This window comes from Streptomyces sp. NPDC031121, assembly GCF_055570615.1.
Window position 1 is genome coordinate 465,731 of the sequence record NZ_JBVIGV010000003.1, and the last position, 19,031, is coordinate 484,761.

Annotated in this window: 14 protein-coding genes and 2 pseudogenes; 8 read left to right on the plus strand and 8 right to left on the minus strand. The window is 70.6% G+C overall.

Annotated elements, in window-relative coordinates; translation table 11 throughout:
* Positions 1–220: 220 nt before the first annotated feature.
* Complete coding sequence (panB, locus tag ACZ462_RS07735) at positions 221–1,081, minus strand: 3-methyl-2-oxobutanoate hydroxymethyltransferase (RefSeq protein WP_467806768.1); 861 nt, start codon at positions 1,079–1,081, stop codon at positions 221–223.
* Positions 1,082–1,467: 386 nt separating this feature from the next.
* On the opposite strand from panB, the gene ACZ462_RS07740 reads away from it, so the two are divergent.
* A complete protein-coding gene (locus ACZ462_RS07740; protein WP_467806770.1) occupies positions 1,468–2,493 on the plus strand; it encodes an endonuclease/exonuclease/phosphatase family protein in 1,026 nt (341 codons plus the stop codon).
* Positions 2,494–2,502: 9 nt separating this feature from the next.
* Here ACZ462_RS07740 and ACZ462_RS07745 read toward each other — a convergent pair whose 3' ends face one another.
* Together ACZ462_RS07745 and ACZ462_RS07750 are read right to left on the minus strand one after the other, a co-directional pair.
* On the minus strand, positions 2,503–4,257 hold the full coding sequence (locus ACZ462_RS07745) for an NAD+ synthase (protein ID WP_467806772.1): 1,755 nt from the start codon (positions 4,255–4,257) through the stop codon (positions 2,503–2,505).
* Positions 4,258–4,330: 73 nt separating this feature from the next.
* Positions 4,331–5,944 carry a DUF4352 domain-containing protein gene (locus ACZ462_RS07750; RefSeq protein WP_467806774.1) on the minus strand — a complete coding sequence of 538 codons (1,614 nt, stop codon included), beginning with the start codon at positions 5,942–5,944 and terminating at the stop codon, positions 4,331–4,333.
* Between the two features lie 579 nt (positions 5,945–6,523).
* Between ACZ462_RS07750 and ACZ462_RS07755 the strand changes: the two genes are divergently transcribed.
* Positions 6,524–7,189, plus strand: a complete 666-nt coding sequence (locus ACZ462_RS07755; RefSeq protein ID WP_467806872.1) for a DUF998 domain-containing protein — start codon at positions 6,524–6,526, stop codon at positions 7,187–7,189.
* Positions 7,186–8,085 carry an alpha/beta fold hydrolase gene (locus ACZ462_RS07760; RefSeq protein WP_467806776.1) on the plus strand — a complete coding sequence of 300 codons (900 nt, stop codon included), beginning with the start codon at positions 7,186–7,188 and terminating at the stop codon, positions 8,083–8,085. Before ACZ462_RS07755 ends, ACZ462_RS07760 begins: the two co-directional genes overlap by 4 nt.
* Here ACZ462_RS07760 and ACZ462_RS07765 read toward each other — a convergent pair.
* From ACZ462_RS07765 to ACZ462_RS07780, 4 genes are all read right to left on the minus strand, one after another.
* Entirely contained in the window at positions 8,070–8,489 is a 420-nt protein-coding gene (locus ACZ462_RS07765) for a CBS domain-containing protein (protein ID WP_467806778.1), read from the minus strand. The two genes, ACZ462_RS07760 and ACZ462_RS07765, sit on opposite strands and share 16 nt — an antisense overlap.
* A gap of 139 nt (positions 8,490–8,628) precedes the next feature.
* Complete coding sequence (locus tag ACZ462_RS07770) at positions 8,629–9,336, minus strand: DUF305 domain-containing protein (RefSeq protein WP_467806779.1); 708 nt, start codon at positions 9,334–9,336, stop codon at positions 8,629–8,631.
* Positions 9,333–9,998, minus strand: a complete 666-nt coding sequence (locus ACZ462_RS07775) for a DUF3105 domain-containing protein (RefSeq protein ID WP_467806781.1) — start codon at positions 9,996–9,998, stop codon at positions 9,333–9,335. Before ACZ462_RS07775 ends, ACZ462_RS07770 begins: the two co-directional genes overlap by 4 nt.
* An 83-nt stretch (positions 9,999–10,081) precedes the next feature.
* Positions 10,082–10,492 carry a hypothetical protein gene (locus ACZ462_RS07780; RefSeq protein ID WP_467806783.1) on the minus strand — a complete coding sequence of 137 codons (411 nt, stop codon included), beginning with the start codon at positions 10,490–10,492 and terminating at the stop codon, positions 10,082–10,084.
* Between the two features lie 172 nt (positions 10,493–10,664).
* On the opposite strand from ACZ462_RS07780, the gene ACZ462_RS07785 reads away from it, so the two are divergent.
* Both ACZ462_RS07785 and ACZ462_RS07790 read left to right on the plus strand, forming a co-directional pair.
* Positions 10,665–12,026: a glutamine synthetase family protein gene (locus ACZ462_RS07785; protein ID WP_114057339.1), complete on the plus strand. Its 1,362-nt coding sequence runs from the start codon at positions 10,665–10,667 to the stop codon at positions 12,024–12,026.
* A gap of 439 nt (positions 12,027–12,465) precedes the next feature.
* Positions 12,466–14,012: pseudogene (locus tag ACZ462_RS07790) on the plus strand (ISAzo13 family transposase).
* Here ACZ462_RS07790 and ACZ462_RS07795 read toward each other — a convergent pair.
* Positions 13,996–14,715, minus strand: a complete 720-nt coding sequence (locus tag ACZ462_RS07795) for a transposase family protein (protein WP_467806785.1) — start codon at positions 14,713–14,715, stop codon at positions 13,996–13,998. The pseudogene ACZ462_RS07790 and the gene ACZ462_RS07795 overlap by 17 nt on opposite strands.
* A 151-nt stretch (positions 14,716–14,866) precedes the next feature.
* Here ACZ462_RS07795 and ACZ462_RS07800 point away from each other — a divergent pair.
* From ACZ462_RS07800 to ACZ462_RS07810, 3 genes and pseudogenes are all read left to right on the plus strand, one after another.
* Positions 14,867–15,635, plus strand: a pseudogene (locus ACZ462_RS07800) (transposase); the annotation flags it as partial.
* A 290-nt stretch (positions 15,636–15,925) separates the two neighbouring features.
* Entirely contained in the window at positions 15,926–17,677 is a 1,752-nt protein-coding gene (locus ACZ462_RS07805) for an AIPR family protein (RefSeq protein WP_467806787.1), read from the plus strand.
* A 230-nt stretch (positions 17,678–17,907) separates the two neighbouring features.
* Positions 17,908–18,737, plus strand: a protein-coding gene (locus ACZ462_RS07810) for an IS5 family transposase (RefSeq protein ID WP_467806873.1) whose coding sequence is annotated in 2 segments (ribosomal slippage) — positions 17,908–18,256 and positions 18,256–18,737 — 831 coding nt in all. Because the reading frame shifts where the segments join, the coding sequence is not laid out codon by codon here.
* Positions 18,738–19,031 lie beyond the last annotated feature (294 nt).

Here is a 19,031-nt window from a genome sequence, read left to right on the forward strand (position 1 = left end):
GTGGTCCTTTTTGTGTGTTTTTTTTTGTTTCTTCCACGCCCCCCATACACCCCCCCCCCCCCAACAGACCCCCGAAACCCCACCAACGGGCCCCAACCGGCCGCCGGGCCGGCAGCCCGCCGGCCGCGCGGGGCGGTCGGCGGCCTGCCGGCCCGGTGGTCCGGAGCCGCTCGGCGGGGACCTGTGGATCAGTGGATCAGTGGATCAGTGGATCAGTGGATCAGTGGAAGCTGTGCTGCTCCTGCGGGAACGCCCCGCCGACAACGTCCTCGGCGAACGCCTTCGCCGCGCCCGTCATCGTGGCGCGCAGGTCGGCGTACTGCTTGACGAACTTCGGCATCTTGCCGCCGGTCAGGCCCATCATGTCCGTCCACACCAGCACCTGCGCGTCGCAGTCCGCGCCCGCGCCGATGCCGACCGTGGGGATGTGCAGGGAGCGGGTGACCTCGGCGGCCAGCTCCGCCGGGACCAGCTCCAGGACCACCGCGAAGGCGCCCGCGTCCTGTGCGGCCTTGGCGTCGCGGAGCAGCTGGTGCGCGGCCTCGTCGCCGCGGCCCTGCACCCGGTAGCCCATCGCGTTGACGGACTGCGGGGTCAGGCCGAGGTGGGACATGACCGGGATGCCGGACTGCACGATCAGCTCGGTCTGGGGCAGCGAGCGCTCGCCGCCCTCCAGCTTCACCGCGCCGACGCCCGCCTCCTTCACCAGCCGGGTGGCGCTCCGCAGCGCCTGCACGGCGCCCTCCTGGTACGAGCCGAACGGCAGGTCGCCGACGACGAGGGCCCGGCTGGTGCCGCGCACGACGGCCGCGGACAGCAGGGTCATCTGGTCCATCGTGACCGGGACGGTGTTCTCGTAGCCGAGGTGGCAGTTGCCCATGGAGTCGCCGACGAGGATCACGGGGATGCCGGCCTCGTCGAACACGGACGCGGTCATCGCGTCGTACGCGGTGAGCATGGGCCACTTCTCGCCGCGCTCCTTGGCGAGGGTGAGGTCGCGGACGGTGATCCGCCGGGTGCCGGTGCCCCCGTACAGGGTGGGGGCGGCTGCTTCGCGGGCAGGCGAAACGGCATGCGTCATGGCAACTGCTCCTTGTGTCATCTCGAGGCGCCCTGACGGCGTCCCCGGACTCACCCACCATGGTGGCACCTGGCCGGGCCGCCGCGAAAGTGGGGGAGCGACCGGTGCGTCACACCGCCCGCCGGGGACGAGTCGGCCCCGAGACCGCTCCGACGCCGCCGCGAGGTTTCCGCGAGGGCGGGGCGGGCGTCCGCGCCGCGGCCGTTCGGCGGCGCGAACGGCACGCGTCCGAGCGAATGTGCGCGTTTCGTGACAACCGGAACCCGCGCCGCACGGCCGTTCGTCCTCCCGGACGTACGGCCGGAACACCGGCACGGGAGGCTCCGTCCATCGCCTAGGGTCATGGTGCGGGAACGGAGCGCGAGCAGGGCAGCGAGGGCAGTGGCATGGCACAGGCGTACATGGCGGAGACCGGGAACGGCGGCTCGGAGCGCGAGCCCTCCGGATCCGGCCTCCGGCGCCGCCTGGCCGAACTGCGCCGCGACAGAGGGATCTGGCGGCGCGGGATCGCCACCGCCGCCCTGGCGGTCGTCCTCGCCCTGGTCATGATCTTCCATGCGCAGCTGCCGAACGACGTCGGCAACCTGGGCAGCCTCACGGAGACGTTCCTGCCCTGGCTGGGGCTGCTCGTGCCCGTCCTGCTCGCGTGCGCCGCGTTCCGCCGCTCGGCGACCGCGCTGATCGCCTGCCTGCTGCCGGCGGTCGTCTGGCTCAACCTCTTCGGCGGCCTGCTCACCGGCAGTTCCGGGTCCGGCGGCGACCTCGTCGTCGCCACCCACAACGTCGACGCCGCCAACCCCGACCCGCGGGCCACCGCCGAGTCGGTGGCCCGCTCGGGGGCCGACGTCCTGGCCCTGACCGAGCTGAAGGGCAGCGCCGTCCCCTCGTACGAGAAGGCCCTGGCGGGCACGTACAAGTACCACGCCGTGGAGGGCACGGTCGGCGTGTGGAGCAAGTACCCGCTGACCGCCAGCGGGCCCGTCGACATCCGGATGGGCTGGACGCGGGCCATGCGCACCACCGTGCAGAGCCCGCAGGGCAGGATCGCCGTCTACGTCGCGCACCTGCCGTCCGTCCGGGTGAAGCTGAACGCCGGCTTCACCGCGAACCAGCGCGACAACAGCGCCGGCGCGCTCGGCGCAGCGCTCGCCGCCGAGCCGCTGGGCAAGGTGGTCCTGCTCGGCGACCTCAACGGCACCATGAACGACCGCTCCCTGCGCGAGGTCACCTCGCAGATGCGCTCCACGCAGGGCGCCGCCGGCGACGGCTTCGGGTTCAGCTGGCCGGCCGCGTTCCCGATGGCGCGGATCGACCACATCCTGGTCCGCGGGATGACGCCGGAGGCCTCCTGGACGCTGCCGCGCACCGCGAGCGACCACCTTCCGGTGGCCGCCCGGGTGACGGTCGGGTAGCCGCGGGCGTCAGGCCCGTTCGCGCCAGCCGCTGGTGACGGGCAGGCGGCGGTCCTTGCCGAAGCCCTTCGCGGAGATCTTCGTACCCGGCGGGTACTGGCGCCGCTTGTACTCCGCCGCGTCCACCATCCGCAGCGTCCTCGCCACCAGCCCGCGGTCGAAGCCGGCGGCGGCGATCTCCTCCAGCCCCTGGTCGCGGTCCACGTACAGGGCGAGGATCGCGTCCAGTACCGGGTAGTCCGGCAGCGAGTCGGTGTCCACCTGGCCGGGCCGCAGCTCGGCGCTCGGCGGCTTGGCGATCGAGTTCTCCGGGATCGGCGGGGTCTCCCCGCGCTCCTCGGCGGCCCGGTTGCGGTACCGGGCCAGGCGGAACACGTCCGACTTGTAGACGTCCTTGATCGGGCCGTACGCGCCGACGGAGTCGCCGTACAGGGTGGAGTAGCCGACGGCCAGCTCCGACTTGTTGCCCGGGGCGAGGACGATGTGGCCCTCCTGGTTGGACAGGGCCATCAGCAGGGTGCCGCGCAGCCGGGACTGGAGGTTCTCCTCGGCGAGGCCGGTCAGGCCGAGGGAGCCCATGTAGGCGTCGAACATCGGCTCGATGGAGACGGTCCGGAGGTTGAGGCCGGTGCGCCGGGCCAGTTCGGCGGCGTCCTCCCTGGAGTGCTCCGAGGAGTACTTCGACGGCATGGAGACGCCGTACACGTTCTGCGCGCCGACGGCGTCGCAGGCGATGGCGGCGACGAGAGCGGAGTCGATGCCGCCGGACAGCCCGATCAGGACCGAGCGGAAGCCGTTCTTCCGTACGTAGGCGCGCAGGCCCACGACCAGCGCGTCGTACACCTCCTCGTCGTCGTCGAGCCGGTCGGCGCCGCCGCCGGCCGCGACCGGCTCGTACGGCTCGACGGGCTCCTCGGACAGGACGACGCGGTCGATGCGCAGCCCGTCGTCGACGACGCCCTCGGGCGCGCCGGGCCGGGCCGCCGGCAGGTCGAGGTCGACCAGGACGCAGCCCTCGGAGAACTGCGGGGCGCGGGCGATCACCTCGCCGTCCGCGCCGACGACGATCGAGTCCCCGTCGAAGACCAGGTCGTCCTGGCCGCCGATCATCGCGAGGTAGGCGAGGGTGCAGCCGGCCTCCTGGGCGCGCTTGCGGACCAGTTCGAGGCGGACGTCGTCCTTGTTCCGCTCGTACGGGGAGGCGTTCACGGAGATCAGCAGCCCGGCGCCGGCGGAGCGGGTGGCGGGCACGCGCCCGCCCTCCTGCCAGAGGTCCTCGCAGATCGCGAGGGCTACGTCGACACCGCGGACCCGGATCACCGGCTGGGTGTCGCCCGGCACGAAGTAGCGGAACTCGTCGAAGACGCCGTAGTTGGGGAGGTGGTGCTTGGCGAAGCGGAGCACGACCTTCCCGCGGTGGAGGACGGCGGCAGCGTTCTCCGGGGAGCCTGCGGGGAGGCCCAGGCGGGGGGTGGCCCGCTCGCTGCGGTCGAGGTAGCCGACGACGACCGGCAGCTCGCCGAGGCCCTCGTCGGCCAGCCGCCCGGCCAGCGCGGACAGGGCGGAGCGGGAGGCCTCCACGAAGGAGCCGCGCAGGGCGAGGTCCTCCACGGGGTAGCCGGTGAGCATCATCTCGGGGAACGCCGCGAGGTGGGCGCCCTGCTCGGCGGAGTGCCGGGTCCAGTGCACGACCGAGTCGGCGTTGGCGGCGATGTCGCCCACGTGCGAGTCGATCTGATTGAGAGCGAGGCGAAGTTGGGGCACGGGGCCAGTGTAATCGTCTTTCTGACGCTATGGGGTGGCGGCCCCGTGCCCGGGCGGTTCGCGGCGGTTGCGGTCAGCCGATCTTCCCGCTGAACTTCACGCTCTGCATGAGGGTGCCGGGGGAGATGTCGGCGCTCAGGCTGGTGGTGCCGTCGGGAACCTCGAAGACGATCACGCCGCTGGCGGACTGGCCCGGCAGGATGTCGCCCTTGACGAGCTTCGGCACGTCGCCGTCGAAGACGAGCTTGGCGGTCATGCCCTTGTCGTCGCGGACGTTCGGGACGGCGTAGATGACGTTGTGGTTCCTGGACGAGTCGTTGGTGATGGTGAGCGTCATCTGGACGGCGTTGCCGACGTCGGCGTAGCGGTTCTTCGTCTTGTACGGCTTCGGCTGCGAAAGGCTCACCTTGATCCCGTCGGGGTAGGCGAACGTCTCGCCGAACGGCAGCGGGGAGGTCATGCCGGGTACGTCGCCGCGGGACGGGGCGGGGGTCGGCCGGCCGGGGCGCGCCGGCCACGGGTCGTCGGACCCGAACTCCTCCGGGTCGATCTCCAGGCCCTCCGTGTCCGGCTCCGGCCAGGAGTCGATCTCCCGCTCGATGCCGTGGCGGGCGCTGTCGACGAGCCGCTCGGTCAGGAAGTACCCGCCGACCGAGCAGAGGAGGCCGAGGAGGCCGAGGGCGGTGCCGGCGACGGCCATGGCCTTCCGGCCGAGCCCGGCCGAGGCGCGCTTGATGCCGCCGAGGCCCGTGCCGATGGCGATCAGGCCGAGGATGCCGCCGCCCCAGAAGAGGAGCGGGACCGGGCCGAAGAAGATCGCGCAGGCGCCGAGGACGAGGGAGGCCACGGCGAGGCCGTTGCTCTCCTGGACGGGCGCACCCCAGGGCCCCGCGCCGCCGGCGCCGTGGTACGCCCACGGGTTGCCGGGCGGCGGCGGAACGGGCGCGCCGGGGTGGCCGGGGGCGTCGGGGTGGCCGGGGTGGCCGGGGTGGCCGGGGTGGCCGGGCGGGACGGCGGCGCCGGGCGGGAGGGGCGCGCCGCCGCCGGGCATGCCGGGGGCGGCGTAGCCCTCCGGGCCGGTCGCGGGCGGCGGTGCCTGGGTGGGGGCGGCTGCTGCGGGCGGCGCGTCCGCGGCGAGGGCGGCGTCCGGCGCGGGCGGGGCCGAGCCGGCGTTCGCGACGGCCGCCTCGGGGGCGGCGTCCGGCTGCTCCGCAGGGGCCGGAGACGGCTCGGCGGCTGCCACCGCCTCCGGCGCGGGTGCCTCGCCCGACGCGGGCGCAGGTGCGGCGGTCTCCTTGCGGAGGGACGGCGCGGCGGCTGCCTTCGGCGTGGCCGCCTCGGCGGGGGCGGGCTGCTTGCGGAGGGACGGCCCGGCGGGCTCGGCCGGGGCTTCCGCCTCGGGCGCGGGTGCTGCGCCTGCGGCGGGCTCCTGGCCGGCGGACGGTGCGGCGGGGGCCGCTGCCTGCGGGGCGGGCGCCTCGGCCGGGGCGGGCTCCTTCCGGAGGGACGGCCCGGCGGGCTCGGCCGGGGCGGGGGGCTGCGGGGCTCCTGTGCCGGGCTCCGGAGTCGTCCGGAGCGGCGGCTCGGCGGCCGGTGCAGGAGTCGGCTCCGCCTCCGGCCGGTGAACGGGTATGCCCTCGCGTTCCGGCTCCGAGGGGGTGCCGGGCGGGTTCGGAGGCGTGCTCATGGAGTGGGGGCTGTCCTCGTGTCATGCGGTCTGATGATCCGAAAGGGTGCCACGGGGCGGGATGCCCGCCAAACGAGTTCACCGCCGGCCGGCGCGGTGTGGCCCGCCGCACTCGGACCGCAGGCAACGCAATCGCCCCGATCCACGTCTTCCAGGCCGGAGCCGCCCCGGACGGACACGGCACCTGCACGGCGACGACGCGCACGACCGGCGCGGCGGCTGCCGCCGCAGCAGCGCCGCCGGGTGGCCGGGGGAGCGCGGACGGGGAGCGGACCCCGTCGGCCCGCACCCGGGCCGGGGATCCGCGCAGATTACGGGGACCGCAGTCTTGAGGATGATGTAAACATGGCCATACGGGCTGATAAGCGCAGGAACCATGAGCGGCGCGCGGGGCGCACGACCCCCACCTGGCGCGCGGGCCACACCCGCCACACCGCACGCGCAGGCCACACGCGGCACGCCGGCCAGCCGGGCCAGCCGGGCCAGCCGGGCCACGCCGGGCCCGCGAGGCCGCTGGTGGAGTCCGCCGCGGCCCCGGCGGCCCCCGAGACCGCGGCGCCCCGGCCCGGACGCACCTGGATCGTCGCCCTCCTCATCGGCCTCGGCGCGGCCGCGTACACGGCCTGGGTACTGGAGGTGGTGCTCTCCACCGGCCTCAACCCCATCGAGACGTACGTGAGCGAACTCGCCGCCCAGGACCAGCCGCTCGGCGGCCTCTTCCGCGCCACCGACTTCACCGCCGGCGTCCTCGCCTTCTGCGGCGGCCTGCTGGCCCTCCTCCGGCTGCGCACCCACCCCGAGTCCCGCCGCTTCTGGTCCGTCACGGGCTGGGCAGGCGTCACCCTCTTCGGCGCGGCGACCGCCGCCGACGCCTGGCTGCCGCTGAGCTGCACGCCCACGGCCGACCCGGTGTGCGCCGCCCGCGAGACCGCCGGGCTCGTCCCCGCCACGCACCAGGCGCACGCCGTCAGCAGCAGCCTCGCCATGACGGGCGCACTCGTCGGCATCGTCGCCCTGACCGTCGCCGCCCGCCGCTACCGCATCTTCGCCCCCCTCGCCGCCCACGGGCCCGCGCTGGTCGTGATGGAGATGGTCGCCACCGTCTGGACGCTGGCCGCCATAGCGATGTTCACCGCCGGCCGCGGGACCTGGGCCCTCGGCGCCGGCCAGCGCCTCCAGGTCCTCCTCGTCGCGCTGTGGCTCGGCCTGCTGGCCTGGTCCGTGCACAAGGAGCGGCGTACGTGACGTACGAGGCGTACGGGACGCGTGGGCCGCGCTTCGTCCGGGTCGACGGCACCGCCCTGCACGTCGTCGTCGAAGGCTCCGGGCCGCCCGTCGTGCTGAGCGCCGGGCTCGCCATGGCCTGGTTCGACTGGGATCCGGTCGCCGCCCTCCTCGCCGCCGCGGGCCGCACCGTCGTCCGCTTCGACCGCCCCGGCCACGGGCTGAGCGGCCCCGCGACCGCCCCGCCGACCGCCGCCGGGGAAGCCGGCCGCATCGCCGGGCTGCTGGACGCCCTCGGCCTCGGCGGCACCCCCGCCACCGTGGCCGGGCACTCGATCGCCGCCTTCCACGCCGAGGCCTTCGCCCGCCTGTACCCGCGGCGCACCGCCGCGCTCGTCCTCCTCGACGGCAGCGTCGAGGAACACCCCCGCACCCTCCTGCCCCCGGCCCTGCGCACCGGCGCCGCCCGCGCCGCGGGCCGCGCCCTCACCGCCGCCGGACTGCCGGCCGCGCTCGGCCCCGCCGCGCGCCGGGCCGCCGTACGCCTCTCCCGCACCGGCGGCGCCGACCCGGCGCCCGGGGACCTCGTACGCCGCTGCTACCGCACCGGCCGGGTGTGGCGCGGCGTGCTGCTGGAGAACTCCCGCTACCCGGACATGGCCGCCGAGGTCCTCGCGCTGCGCGCCCGGCACCCCCTGGCCGCACCGGCGACGGTCCTCGCCGGCGACGACGGCTCCGGCAGCCGGGCGGCGGCCCGCTGGCTCGACCGGCAGCGGGCGCTCGCCGAAGCGCTGGGCGCCCGCTTCGAGGCCGCCGAGCCCGCGGGCCACCTGGTCATGCTGGACCGGCCGGAGCAGGTGGCCCGGGCCCTCCTCCTCGGGTACCCCGGGGATCCCGGGGATCAGCGGCGGGCGTAGACCTTCTCGACGAAGCCCGCGAGCTGCTCGTCCGGCAGGTGCTGCGCCAGGTCGGCCTCGCTGATCATGCCGACGAGCCGCTTGTTCTCGATGACCGGCAGGCGCTTGATCTGGTGGGACTCCATCTCGTCCAGGACGGCCGAGACGTCCGCGTCGGCAGCGATCCAGCGGGGCGTCCCCTCGCACAGGTCGCCGCAGGTCACCTCGGCCGGGTTGCGGCCCATGGCCACGCACTTCACGACGATGTCGCGGTCGGTGACGATGCCGCACAGCCGCTCGTCCGCGTCGCTGACGGGCAGGGCGCCGACGTTCAGCCGGCGCATGAGCTCGGCGGCCCGGTCCAGGGTCTCCGTCGCCGGGATCCACTGGGCCCCGGGGTGCATGATGTCTGCCGCGGTGGTCATGGCGTCAACCTCCTGAGCATGCCGTTGCGACGGCCGGCGGGGGCGCGCCGAGCGCCCGCCGCGGAGCCCCGGCGGGGCCGGCCGGTGGGGTGGGAGGGCCGCGAAGGGCGCCCTCCCACCACCGTACGGGCGCGTCCCGTCACCCGCGCGGCGCGGCCCCGCGGGCGCGGAGCATGTCCGCCATCAGGGTGAGTTCGGACTGCTGGGCCTCGACCATGCCCTGGGCCAGCGCCCGCTCGGCGGGCGTCACGCACTGCACGGCGCAGCCGCGGGCCATCGCCACCCCGCCCTTGTGGTGGTCGGTCATCAGCTGAAGGAACAGCACCTCGGCGTCCCGGCCCTGCGCGGCGCCGAGCGCGGCGATCTCCTCCTTGGCGGCCATGCCGGGCATCAGCGCTCCCGGCTTGGCCGGAACGCCGTCCATGCCGTGGCCGCCGTGGGAGCCGTGGGAGCCGTCCCCGCCGTGGGAGCCGCCCGCGGGGGCGTCCCCGCCGGGGGCCATCCAGGACATCGGCGGCTCGCCCGCCAGCACCTTCGGCAGCCCCCACAGGTCCAGCCAGCCCAGCAGCATGCCGCGCTGGTTCGCCTGCGTGTTGGCGATGTCGTAGGCGAGGCTGCGCACCGCCTCGTCCTGCGTGCGGTCCCGCACCAGGAACGACATCTCCACCGCCTGCTGGTGGTGCACCGCCATGTCCCGGGCGAAGCCCGCGTCCGGCGAGTACAGGGCGGGCGTACGGGCGGCGGCCCCGGCGGGGCGCCCGCCGCTCGCGGCGGCGACCGTGGCCGCCACCGCGAAGAGCAGGGCGAGCAGCACCGCGGAGCCGGCCGCCCAGTACGTACGCCTCACTTGCCGGCCACCCCCATCGTGCAGGCCGCGCCCGGCTCGGGGGTCTGCGGGCCCTGCACGTACTTGGTGAAGAACTGCTTCACGCGCGGGTCGGCGGCGCTGTCGACGGTGACCTGCCTGCCCCAGGCGCTCAGCATGATCGCCCCGGACTGGTCGGCGACCGGGCTCATCAGCGAGTACGGGGTCTTCTCCACGGTCCGGGCGAGTTCGGCGACGTCCGCGGCGGACGCCTTGTCGTTGTACGTCACCCACACGGCGCCGTGCTCCAGCGAGTGCACGGCGTTCTCCCGCGGCACCGGCTCCTTGTAGACGTTGCCGTCGCAGTTCATCCAGCGCGGGTGGTGGTCCCCGCCGACCGGCGGGTTCATCGGGTACGAGACGGGCGTCTCGACGTGGTTGCGGCCCAGCGACTTCGCGTCCCAGGACTGCTCGGCGGCCACGGGCGTGGTGCGGGCGGTCTCGGCCTCGCGGGCCGCCGCCTTCTCCTCGGCCTTCTGCTCCAGCAGCACCCACGCGCCGAGGCCGACGAGGCCCGCGACGAGCGCCGTCGACACCGAGATCGCGAGGATCTTGTTGCGGCGCTCGCGGGAGCGTTCTGCCCGGCGCATCTCGGCTATGCGCGCCTGGCGGGAGGGGTTGGGGGTCGGGTTGGTGCCGGCCATGTGACCTGGTTCCTTCGTGAGGGGGGGTGGTGGGGTCGGGTCTCCGGGGGCGCGGGGCGTCGGATGCGGCGCGCCGGGACCCGTCAGGTCCGCAGCACCTGGAGGGCGTGCAGGTCGGGAGCGCGCGCCGGGGCGTCGTACGGCCGGGCCCCGAGGCCGGCGGCGGCGTGCCCGGCCGGATCGGCGGCGCCCGCCGCGACGGGGAGCGCGGGCGGCGGGGCGGGCAGGACGCCGGGGGTGACGTGGGAGAACGGCGAGCAGCCGGGCCGGTGCCCCGGGTCCGCGCACACGGCGTGCGGGGGGCCGTGGGGGGCCGGTGCGGCGGTGACAGGGGCGGCGGCCCTGGCAGGCGAGGCAGGGGAGGTGTGGGGCTCACCGGGGCGCACGCACAGCAGCAGCGCCCCGAGCAGCACCGACAGCGCCACCGCGAACACGGCACGCCGGGGCGGGCGGCCCGCGCCGCGCCCCTCCCGTATGTGCTCCCAGCCCCCCATGGCGGCAGATGGTAGTGGCCAGGACGCCCCCCCGGTCAGTGCAGGGGTGCCACGAGGTTTCGATGGTGCGTAATGTGGCGGAAACCGCGGCTGGCGATACTGGGCCCGCCCACCCCGCGCCCACCCCCGACGGCGGTGGTGCACAGGCCGTCTGAACTGCGAGGATGAAGGCATGGACAAGCAGCAGGAATTCGTCCTCCGGACGCTTGAGGAGCGCGACATCCGCTTCGTGCGCCTGTGGTTCACCGACGTGCTGGGCTTCCTCAAGTCCGTCGCGGTGGCACCGGCCGAGCTGGAGCAGGCCTTCGACGAGGGCATCGGCTTCGACGGCTCGGCGATCGAGGGCTTCGCGCGGGTCTACGAATCCGACATGATCGCCAAGCCGGACCCGGGCACTTTCCAGATACTGCCCTGGCGCGCGGAGGCCCCCGGGACCGCCCGGATGTTCTGCGACATCCTCATGCCGGACGGGTCGCCGTCGTTTGCGGACCCCCGCTTCGTCCTCAAGCGGATCCTTGCCAAGACCTCCGACCTGGGCTTCACCTTCTACACCCACCCGGAGATCGAGTTCTTCCTGCTGAAGGACAAGCCGCTGGACGGCTCCCGGCCGGTGCCCGCCGACAACTCCGGCTACTTCGACCACACTCCGCAGAACGTGGGCATGGACTTCCGCCGCCAGGCGATCACCATGCTCGAATCGATGGGCATCTCGGTCGAGTTCAGCCACCACGAGGGCGCCCCCGGCCAGCAGGAGATCGACCTGCGCTACGCCGACGCACTGTCCACCGCCGACAACATCATGACGTTCCGCCTGGTCATGAAGCAGGTCGCGCTGGAGCAGGGCGTGCAGGCCACGTTCATGCCGAAGCCGTTCTCGGAGTACCCCGGTTCCGGCATGCACACCCACCTGTCCCTCTTCGAGGGCGACCGCAACGCCTTCTACGAGTCCGGCGCCGAGTACCAGCTCTCGAAGGTCGGCCGCTCCTTCATCGCGGGCCTGCTCCGTCACGCGGCGGAGACCTCCGCGGTCACGAACCAGTGGGTGAACTCGTACAAGCGCATCTGGGGCGGCTCCACCCGCACGGCCGGCTCCGGCGGCGAGGCCCCCTCGTACATCTGCTGGGGCCACAACAACCGCTCGGCGCTGATCCGCGTCCCGATGTACAAGCCGGGCAAGATGGGCTCCTCGCGCATCGAGGTCCGCTCGATCGACTCCGGCGCCAACCCGTACCTGACGTACGCGGTCCTGCTGGCGGCGGGCCTGAAGGGCATCGAGGAGGGCTACGAACTCCCGGCCGGCGCCGACGACGACGTCTGGGCCCTGTCGGACTCGGAACGCCGCGCGATGGGCATCGAACCGCTCCCGCAGAACCTGGGCGAGGCGATCTCCCTGATGGAGCGCAGCGAACTGGTCGCAGAAACGCTCGGCGAGCACGTCTTCGACTTCTTCCTGCGCAACAAGAAGCAGGAGTGGGAGGAATACCGCTCGGAGGTAACGGCCTTCGAACTCCGCAAGAACCTGCCGGTGCTGTAGCCGCAGTTCGGTGGTTACACCACCGGAAGCGAGGCTGAGGGCCGACGGAGGGCAACCGTCGGCCCTGAGCCGTCATACTCGGTATGGGCCGTCTATAGGCCGCCGGACGTGGATCGGGGCCTCACAGAGCCCGTCCACTACCCGGCGGACCGTCCGTGGCTCCTGGGCATCAGGTACGTGTACACCCGGGATCGCCGTGACCGAGTACGAGTTGAGCGCCGTGATGTTCTCGCCGATGTCGCAATGCACGGATGCGTAGAGGTGCCGCAACGCGTGCATTCCGTGCTCATGTGCCGCCTGGACTGCTGGCCTTCCTTGGGCTCCGGAATGACACCGGCTTGGACGGAGCGGACCGCCGTCGGCGCTTTGGAACTGGCCCACCTAAGGGTTTGCAGGGAATCAAGGTGTTGCTTCCCGTTCTGAGGCTCGTTGTTGTGGTATGCGCATTCCGGACGAGACTCGTAGCCAACTCTCTGGGAGTTAGAGGCGTTGTTCCCGCACCTGGACGAGCGGCAGCGTCGACTGTTGATGGCTGCCGAGGCGCGTGTCCTGGGGCACGGCGGCGTCCGGGCTGTCGCGCTGGCGGCCGCGGTGAGTGAGACGACAGTCCGGCAAGGGGGTGTTCGAGCTGGAGGCCGGTGAGGAGCCCTTGGGGCGGGTGCGGCGGCCGGGCGGCGGCCGCAAGCGGGTCGCGGATCTCGATACGGAGCTGCGGCCGGCTCTGCCGGCGCTGGTCGAGCCGGAGGTGCGGGGTGATCCGATGTCGCCGCTGCGATGGACGGTGAAGTCGACCCGCGCACTCGCCAGAGAACTGACGCGGGCCGGACACCGGGTCAGTGCCGACACCGTCGACGTTCTGCTGCGGGAGGAAGGCTTCAGCCTGCAGGCCAACGCCAAGAAACTCGAGGGCAGCCAGCACGTAAACCAGGACGGGCAATTCCGTGACCTCAACGAGCAGGCCCGCGGGCACCGGGATGCCGGCGAGCCGGTCATCAGCGTGGACACCAAGAAGAAGTCGCTCGTCGGCGAGTTCAAGAATGACGGCAAGGCGATCCCGTACGGGGTCTACGACCTGGCGGCGAACACCGGCTGGGTCAACGTGGGCACCGATCACGACACCGCCGCGTTCGCAGTGGAATCGGTCCGCCGCTGGTGGCACGGCCTGGACCACGCCGCCTACCCGCAGGCGACACGGCTGCTGATCACCGCCGACGCGGGCGGCTCCAACGGCTACCGCACCCAGGCCTGGGAAACTCGAACTCGCCCGCTCGCCGCCGAGACGGGACTGACGATCACGGTCTGCCACCTGCCGCCGGGCACATCGAAGTGGAACAAGATCGAGCACCGGCTCTTCTCCCACATCACCATGAACCGGCGTGGCCGCCCGCTGACCGGCCACGAAATCATCGTCCAGTCCATCGCAGCAACCACCACCCGCACCGGGCTGCGGGTGCATGCCCAACTCGACACCGGCACCTACCCGGCCGGAGTGCAGATCGGGGACGCGGAGATGGCGGCTCTGCCAGTGACCCGGCACGCCTTCCACGGCGACTGGAACTACGTGCTGCACCCCAAGCCAGCCCCGGCCATCCCCCCACCCCGGGCGCCGGAACCGTGCGAGCGGGAGTGGACACCGGCCATGTTGTCCGCCTCAGCGCTGACCGGGATGTCTCCGGATCAGCTGCACGACCTGGTCCAGACCCTGGCACCGGACGGGGACACCCAGCGCGGCCGCCCGCCCCGCCCCGAGTCCTGGCCGCCGTGTTCCACCTGCACCTCGCCCTGGCCGCGGAACCCCTCGCCGTTCTCTTCGGCAGCAGCCGCACAGCCATGCACCGCACCCTGCTGAAGATTAGGAAACTGCTCGAAGCACACGACATCGTCATCCCACCGGCAACCATCCCACTTGCTGCCCTCGCACCACTCCAGGCTCGGGTCCTGTCCCAGAACGGCGATCCCGACTGCAAGATCAAAACGACGTGTTAATGAGCTTCTTTAGCGTTGCAGCTCCAGGGTGAGGACGGCCTTGGCGATTGACGTCATGCGGTTGGGACTGCATGGGAACCTGCGGAAGATCCGCCAGGACTTCAGGCGGGCGACTCCACGTTCGACGGGTGGCCGTGTGGCGGCCAGGGCACGGTTGCGAGTCTTCTCGGTGGGAGTCGGTTTCTTCAGGGGCCTGCGCTTGATGCCCGTGGTCAGCCACGGACCGGCGCCCTGGTAGGCGAGATCGGCCACGATCGGAACGCCCTGGTGCTCGCAGATCCGGATGATCCCGGTGGGTGCGGGCGGCGGTCAGGTCGTGGGTGCGGCCCGGCAGGGCGGGTGAGAGCCACAGCAGCCGGCCGCCGGGATCGGTGACGACCTGGACGTTCACGCCGTGGCGTCGGTGTTTGTGGGAGTGGTCGGCCCGGCCGTCGCCGACCCGGTCGCATTCAGCGAGAGTGCCGTCGATCAGGACGAAGTCGGGATCGTGGTCGCGCAGCGTCTTCAGTAGACCCGGTGCACGGGCGGCGAGGAGGTCGACGACCGCGCTGGTGTAGGCATGGGCGGTGGACTCGCTGATCCCGAACCCGGCAGCGATCTTCGCTAGGGTGATGTGCTCTCGCAGGTACACCAGTGCCGCCATCGCTCGCTGGGACGGACGGAGCTTGCAGCGCCGGTCGCCCTCACGAGTGATGATCAACATGGTGACCCACTCCACGAGTGCATGCGGCAGGTCGAGTGCGGCAGGATGGATGACCAACGAGGCCCCCGAGCAGCGTGATTGAGACGTCAGACATCTCGATCAACAGCCCGGGGGCCTCGCTCGTTGCGCTTCACGGGCCGTCACCCGATCGGTGGCCACATCGAAGAAGCTCACGGAGTTGGAGCCGTCCTGGGTAGCCCCGTTCACCGGGTTGAGCCTGAGGCAGTTCGGCAAGCTGATGACGGTGCTGCGTCGTGAGGGCGTGGGCGCGGTCCGCACGGGCCGGCCGTGGAGCCTTCCGCTGAAGGGCCGGGCACTGCTGGTCGCGGCGTACGGGCGAACGAACTTGCCCATGCGCCAACTCGCCCCGCTGTTTGGGGTGTCGAAGTCGGCGGCGGACCGCATCATCGACAACCTGGGACCGATGCTTGCCCTCCAGCCCCGCAAGCGGTTCGCCAAGGACGCCGTGCTTATCGTGGACGGCACGTTAGTCCCCACCCGCGACCACACCGTCGCCGAGCGGGCGAAGAACTACCGGTACTCCACCAACCACCAGGTCGTCATCGACGCCGACAACCGCCTGGTCGTCGTGGTCGGCCGGCCACTCGCCGGGAACCGCAACGACTGCAAGGCGTGGGAGGAATCCGGGGCCAAGGCCGCGGTCGGCAAGACCCTCAGATCGCCGACGGCGGATACCCGGGCACCGGACTCGTCATCCCGCACCGCCGCGAGCGCGGCCAGATCGAACTCCAGGACTGGAAAGAGGAACACAACAAGTCCCACAAGCAGGTCCGAGCCCGCGTCGATCATGTCTTCGTCCGATGAAGACCTGGAAGATCCGCGACTGCCGCCTCAAAGGCGACGGCGTCCACCACGCAATGCTCGGCATCGCCCGGATGCGCAACCTCGCCCTCGGCGGATCGGAGCGGCTCGCCGCCGACACGCTGCTCGAGAACTTCGCTCAGCATGTAGCTCTGCACTTGGGGATCGAACTGGGGAGGGTCAGTCGGGGGATCCTCCTGACTGATCACATCGAGGCTCGTCGGCGGAGGAAGCTCGACCGAGGCTGTAGAGGGTAAGTCAGGTTGTCTGACCGTTCGCTCACGTCGACGGCAACACAGACGCTACGCTCACTGAGAAACACACCGTGATGACGATCAGCGCTCGCGCTGGTTAGGGGGAGAAGGTGCACACGCTCACGGGAAAGCGAGTGACCAAGTTTGCACGAGATTTCGGCTTCGAGGGGAGCGAGGCGAAGCAGTTCGAGCTGTACGTCGCAGCCAATTATCTCTTCCCTTATGTGCGGGACGATGTTGAGCAGATTGAGCGCGCTGTTCTCGGCGGTGGGACCGACGAGGGCATTGACATCGCTGCCGTCGTAGTCAACGGACAGATCGTCTTCGAACCGTCAGAAATCGACGATCTTATCTCAGACCAGGCGTCCAATTCGGCAAGGGTGTTCTTCATCCAGGCTAAGACGAGCGAGTCCTACGATTCTAAGCTGATCGCGAAATTCCTCCACGGTGTCGAAGCCGTTACAAGGTATGCGATCAAGCCGACGAGCGTCAAGCTTCCTCCGGCCCTCGTCGACCTGGCTGCTTTGATTGATCGGATCGCAGAGAGTGGCGACAAGTTTCAAGACACGCGAATCCCTTGCGAACTCTTCTACGTCACCACCAGTGGCAATGACGGGAAGAGTGCGCAGCAAGAGCTTCAGGTCACAGAAGCGATCGATCGTATTCGAGCTCTCGGAATCTATTCAGAACCCCTGCGCCTCAACACCCATGGCCATGATGCACTGGCTGCAAAGCTGAAAGAGCGTCACGGGCCGCAGAACATTCGGTTCAACTTCGAGAAGCGGCAGACCATTCCTGCGACTGAACGGGTGAGTGAGGCCTACATCGGACTGTTGTCGGGCACGGAGGTGATGAAGCTGCTTATGGATGAAACGGGCTCCTTGCGACCAGGTATCTTCGACGACAATGTGCGTCTCGATCTGGGTAGCCAGAACCCTGTGAATGCCCGGATCGCTAGAACCCTTCAGAGTGACGACCGCGAGCACTTCCCCTTCCTTAACAACGGACTTACGATCATTGCGACATCTCTCCGAGGGTCGGGTGACAGATTCTTCATCTCGGGGTACCAGATCGTGAATGGCGGGCAGACGAGTCACCAACTCGTTAGATGGGCGGCAAGTGAAGCGGTTAAGGCCAAGCCGGACTTTCTTTCTGACCTATGGATCCCGGTGAAGATAGTCAGCTCAGGAGACGTTGGGGTGCGAACGAGCGTGGCAATCGCTACTAACCTGCAAACACCCATCGGCTCAACTGACATACAGGCGAGTTCTCAGGTGGCGAAAGACGTTGAAGAGTATTTCAGTCAGTCTGGCGTAAACGGCCTGCGTTACCTGAGGCAGAGCCAACATGCCTCTCTCGACTTTCCGCGGACTCGTGTCGTCACGACTCCCGAACTCAACCGTGCAGTCGCTGCGACGCTGTTCGGTGACTCCTTCCGAGCGATCGGCGCTCCGAAGGAGCTAGAGGCTGAGGGGTCGTTCGTTTGGGGCGAATATTCCGTTGAGGCTTACTACTATGCGGCCTGGATCTTGTATCGGGTAGATAGATTCTTCGCCCGAACGCCCGACTCGACCACTCTCAAAGCTGCGAAGTATCACATCGCGATGATGGTGTCCGCTCTGATCACGCCAGAACTTATTCCCATCTTCGAGACCTCTGACATAGAGACAGCAAAGCGGCGGCTGAGGGGCGCCAAGAAGCTGAAGTTCAAGGTCTCGGACTCTGAGAGGATTGAAGTAGCGATCACTACTGCAGTCAAGCTTGCCGCCGAGCAGTTTCAGCCCGTCTTGAACGAGGGTAGGAGTTTGCGCAAGGACGATGTGCGCAGCCGTCGCAACCAGGAGGCTCTACTGCAAAAGGCCAAGGAATCGAGCGCCGACGTCTGATGCTCGACTTTCGATACAGCAATCGAAAGTAGTCAGACGAAGAATACCGAGGAGTGACCCTCCACGAAGATCCCCCAGCTCTGTTCTCGGTTGTGGAGATTTTCAACGCCGAAGCGTGCAGTGGAGAGCCGGGCCGTCTCGGGGCCGTCCTGGGGCGGCCCAGGGGCACCGACGCCCACCACTAGAGCCTGTCGTCAAAGTGATCTTGGATTGTGGATCATGGAGTGGTGATACGTCGCCATGAACTGTCCGACGCCGAGTGGGACCTCATACGCCCGTTGCTGCCCCGGCCTGCGCTGGGGCGGCCCCGGCTGGACGACCGGATGGTCCTCAACGGGATCGTGTGGAAGTTCCGCACCGGTGTTCCCTGGCGGGACATCCCCGAGCGATACGGCTCGTGGACCAGCCTCCACACCCGCTTCCGCCGTTGGGCAGCCGACGGCACCTTCGACCGGATGCTGCAGGCCGTCCAGGCGAAGGCAGACGCCGCGGGTGACATCGACTGGCTGGTGTCGGTCGACTCCACCATTGTCCGGGCCCACCAGCACGCCGCCGGGGCCCGAAAAGGGGGCCCCGAAGCCCTGCCCTCGGTCGGTCCCGGGGCGGACTGACCAGCAAGCTGCACCTCGCCTGCGACGCGGCCGGCCGACCGCTCGCGTTCGTCCTGACCGGCGGGAACACCAACGACTGCACGCAGTTCACCGCGGTGATGGACGCCATCCGGGTGCCCCGGACCGGTCAGGGCCGGCCCCGGGCCAGGCCCGATCACGTCATCGGCGACAAGGGCTACAGCTCGAAGGCGATCCGCACCTGGCTGCGGCGCCGCGGCATCAGGCACACCATCCCCGAACGGGCCGACCAGGTCCGCAACCGGGCCCGCAAGGGCAGCCTCGGCGGCCGCCCTCCGGCCTTCGACAAGGAGGTCTACAAGCACCGCAACGTCGTGGAACGGTGCTTCAACCGCCTCAAGCAGTGGCGAGGCATCGCCACCCGCTACGACAAGACCGCCCAGTCCTACAAGGCAGCCGTCACCCTCGCATCGATCCTGATGTGGGCCTGACACTTTGACGACAACTCCTAGTCCCGGGTCGCTGCGACGTAGCTCAGCAGCCGGCGCCCGACGGTGCGGAAGGCTCCCCGCTGCCTGCGCAACACAAGAAACAGCAGTGGGAGGATCACCGCTCGGAGGTCACGCCTTCAAACTCAGGAAGAATCGGCCGGTGTCGTAGTCCGAAGCACGGAGGGGCGCGCGGGCCCGCAGCGCCGAGGGCTGACGTTCCCAAAGCGTCTGCCCTCGGTCGCTTCAGACGACAAGCCGTCCACGCGGCTGCATCGGCGAAGCAGTCGGGCGGGA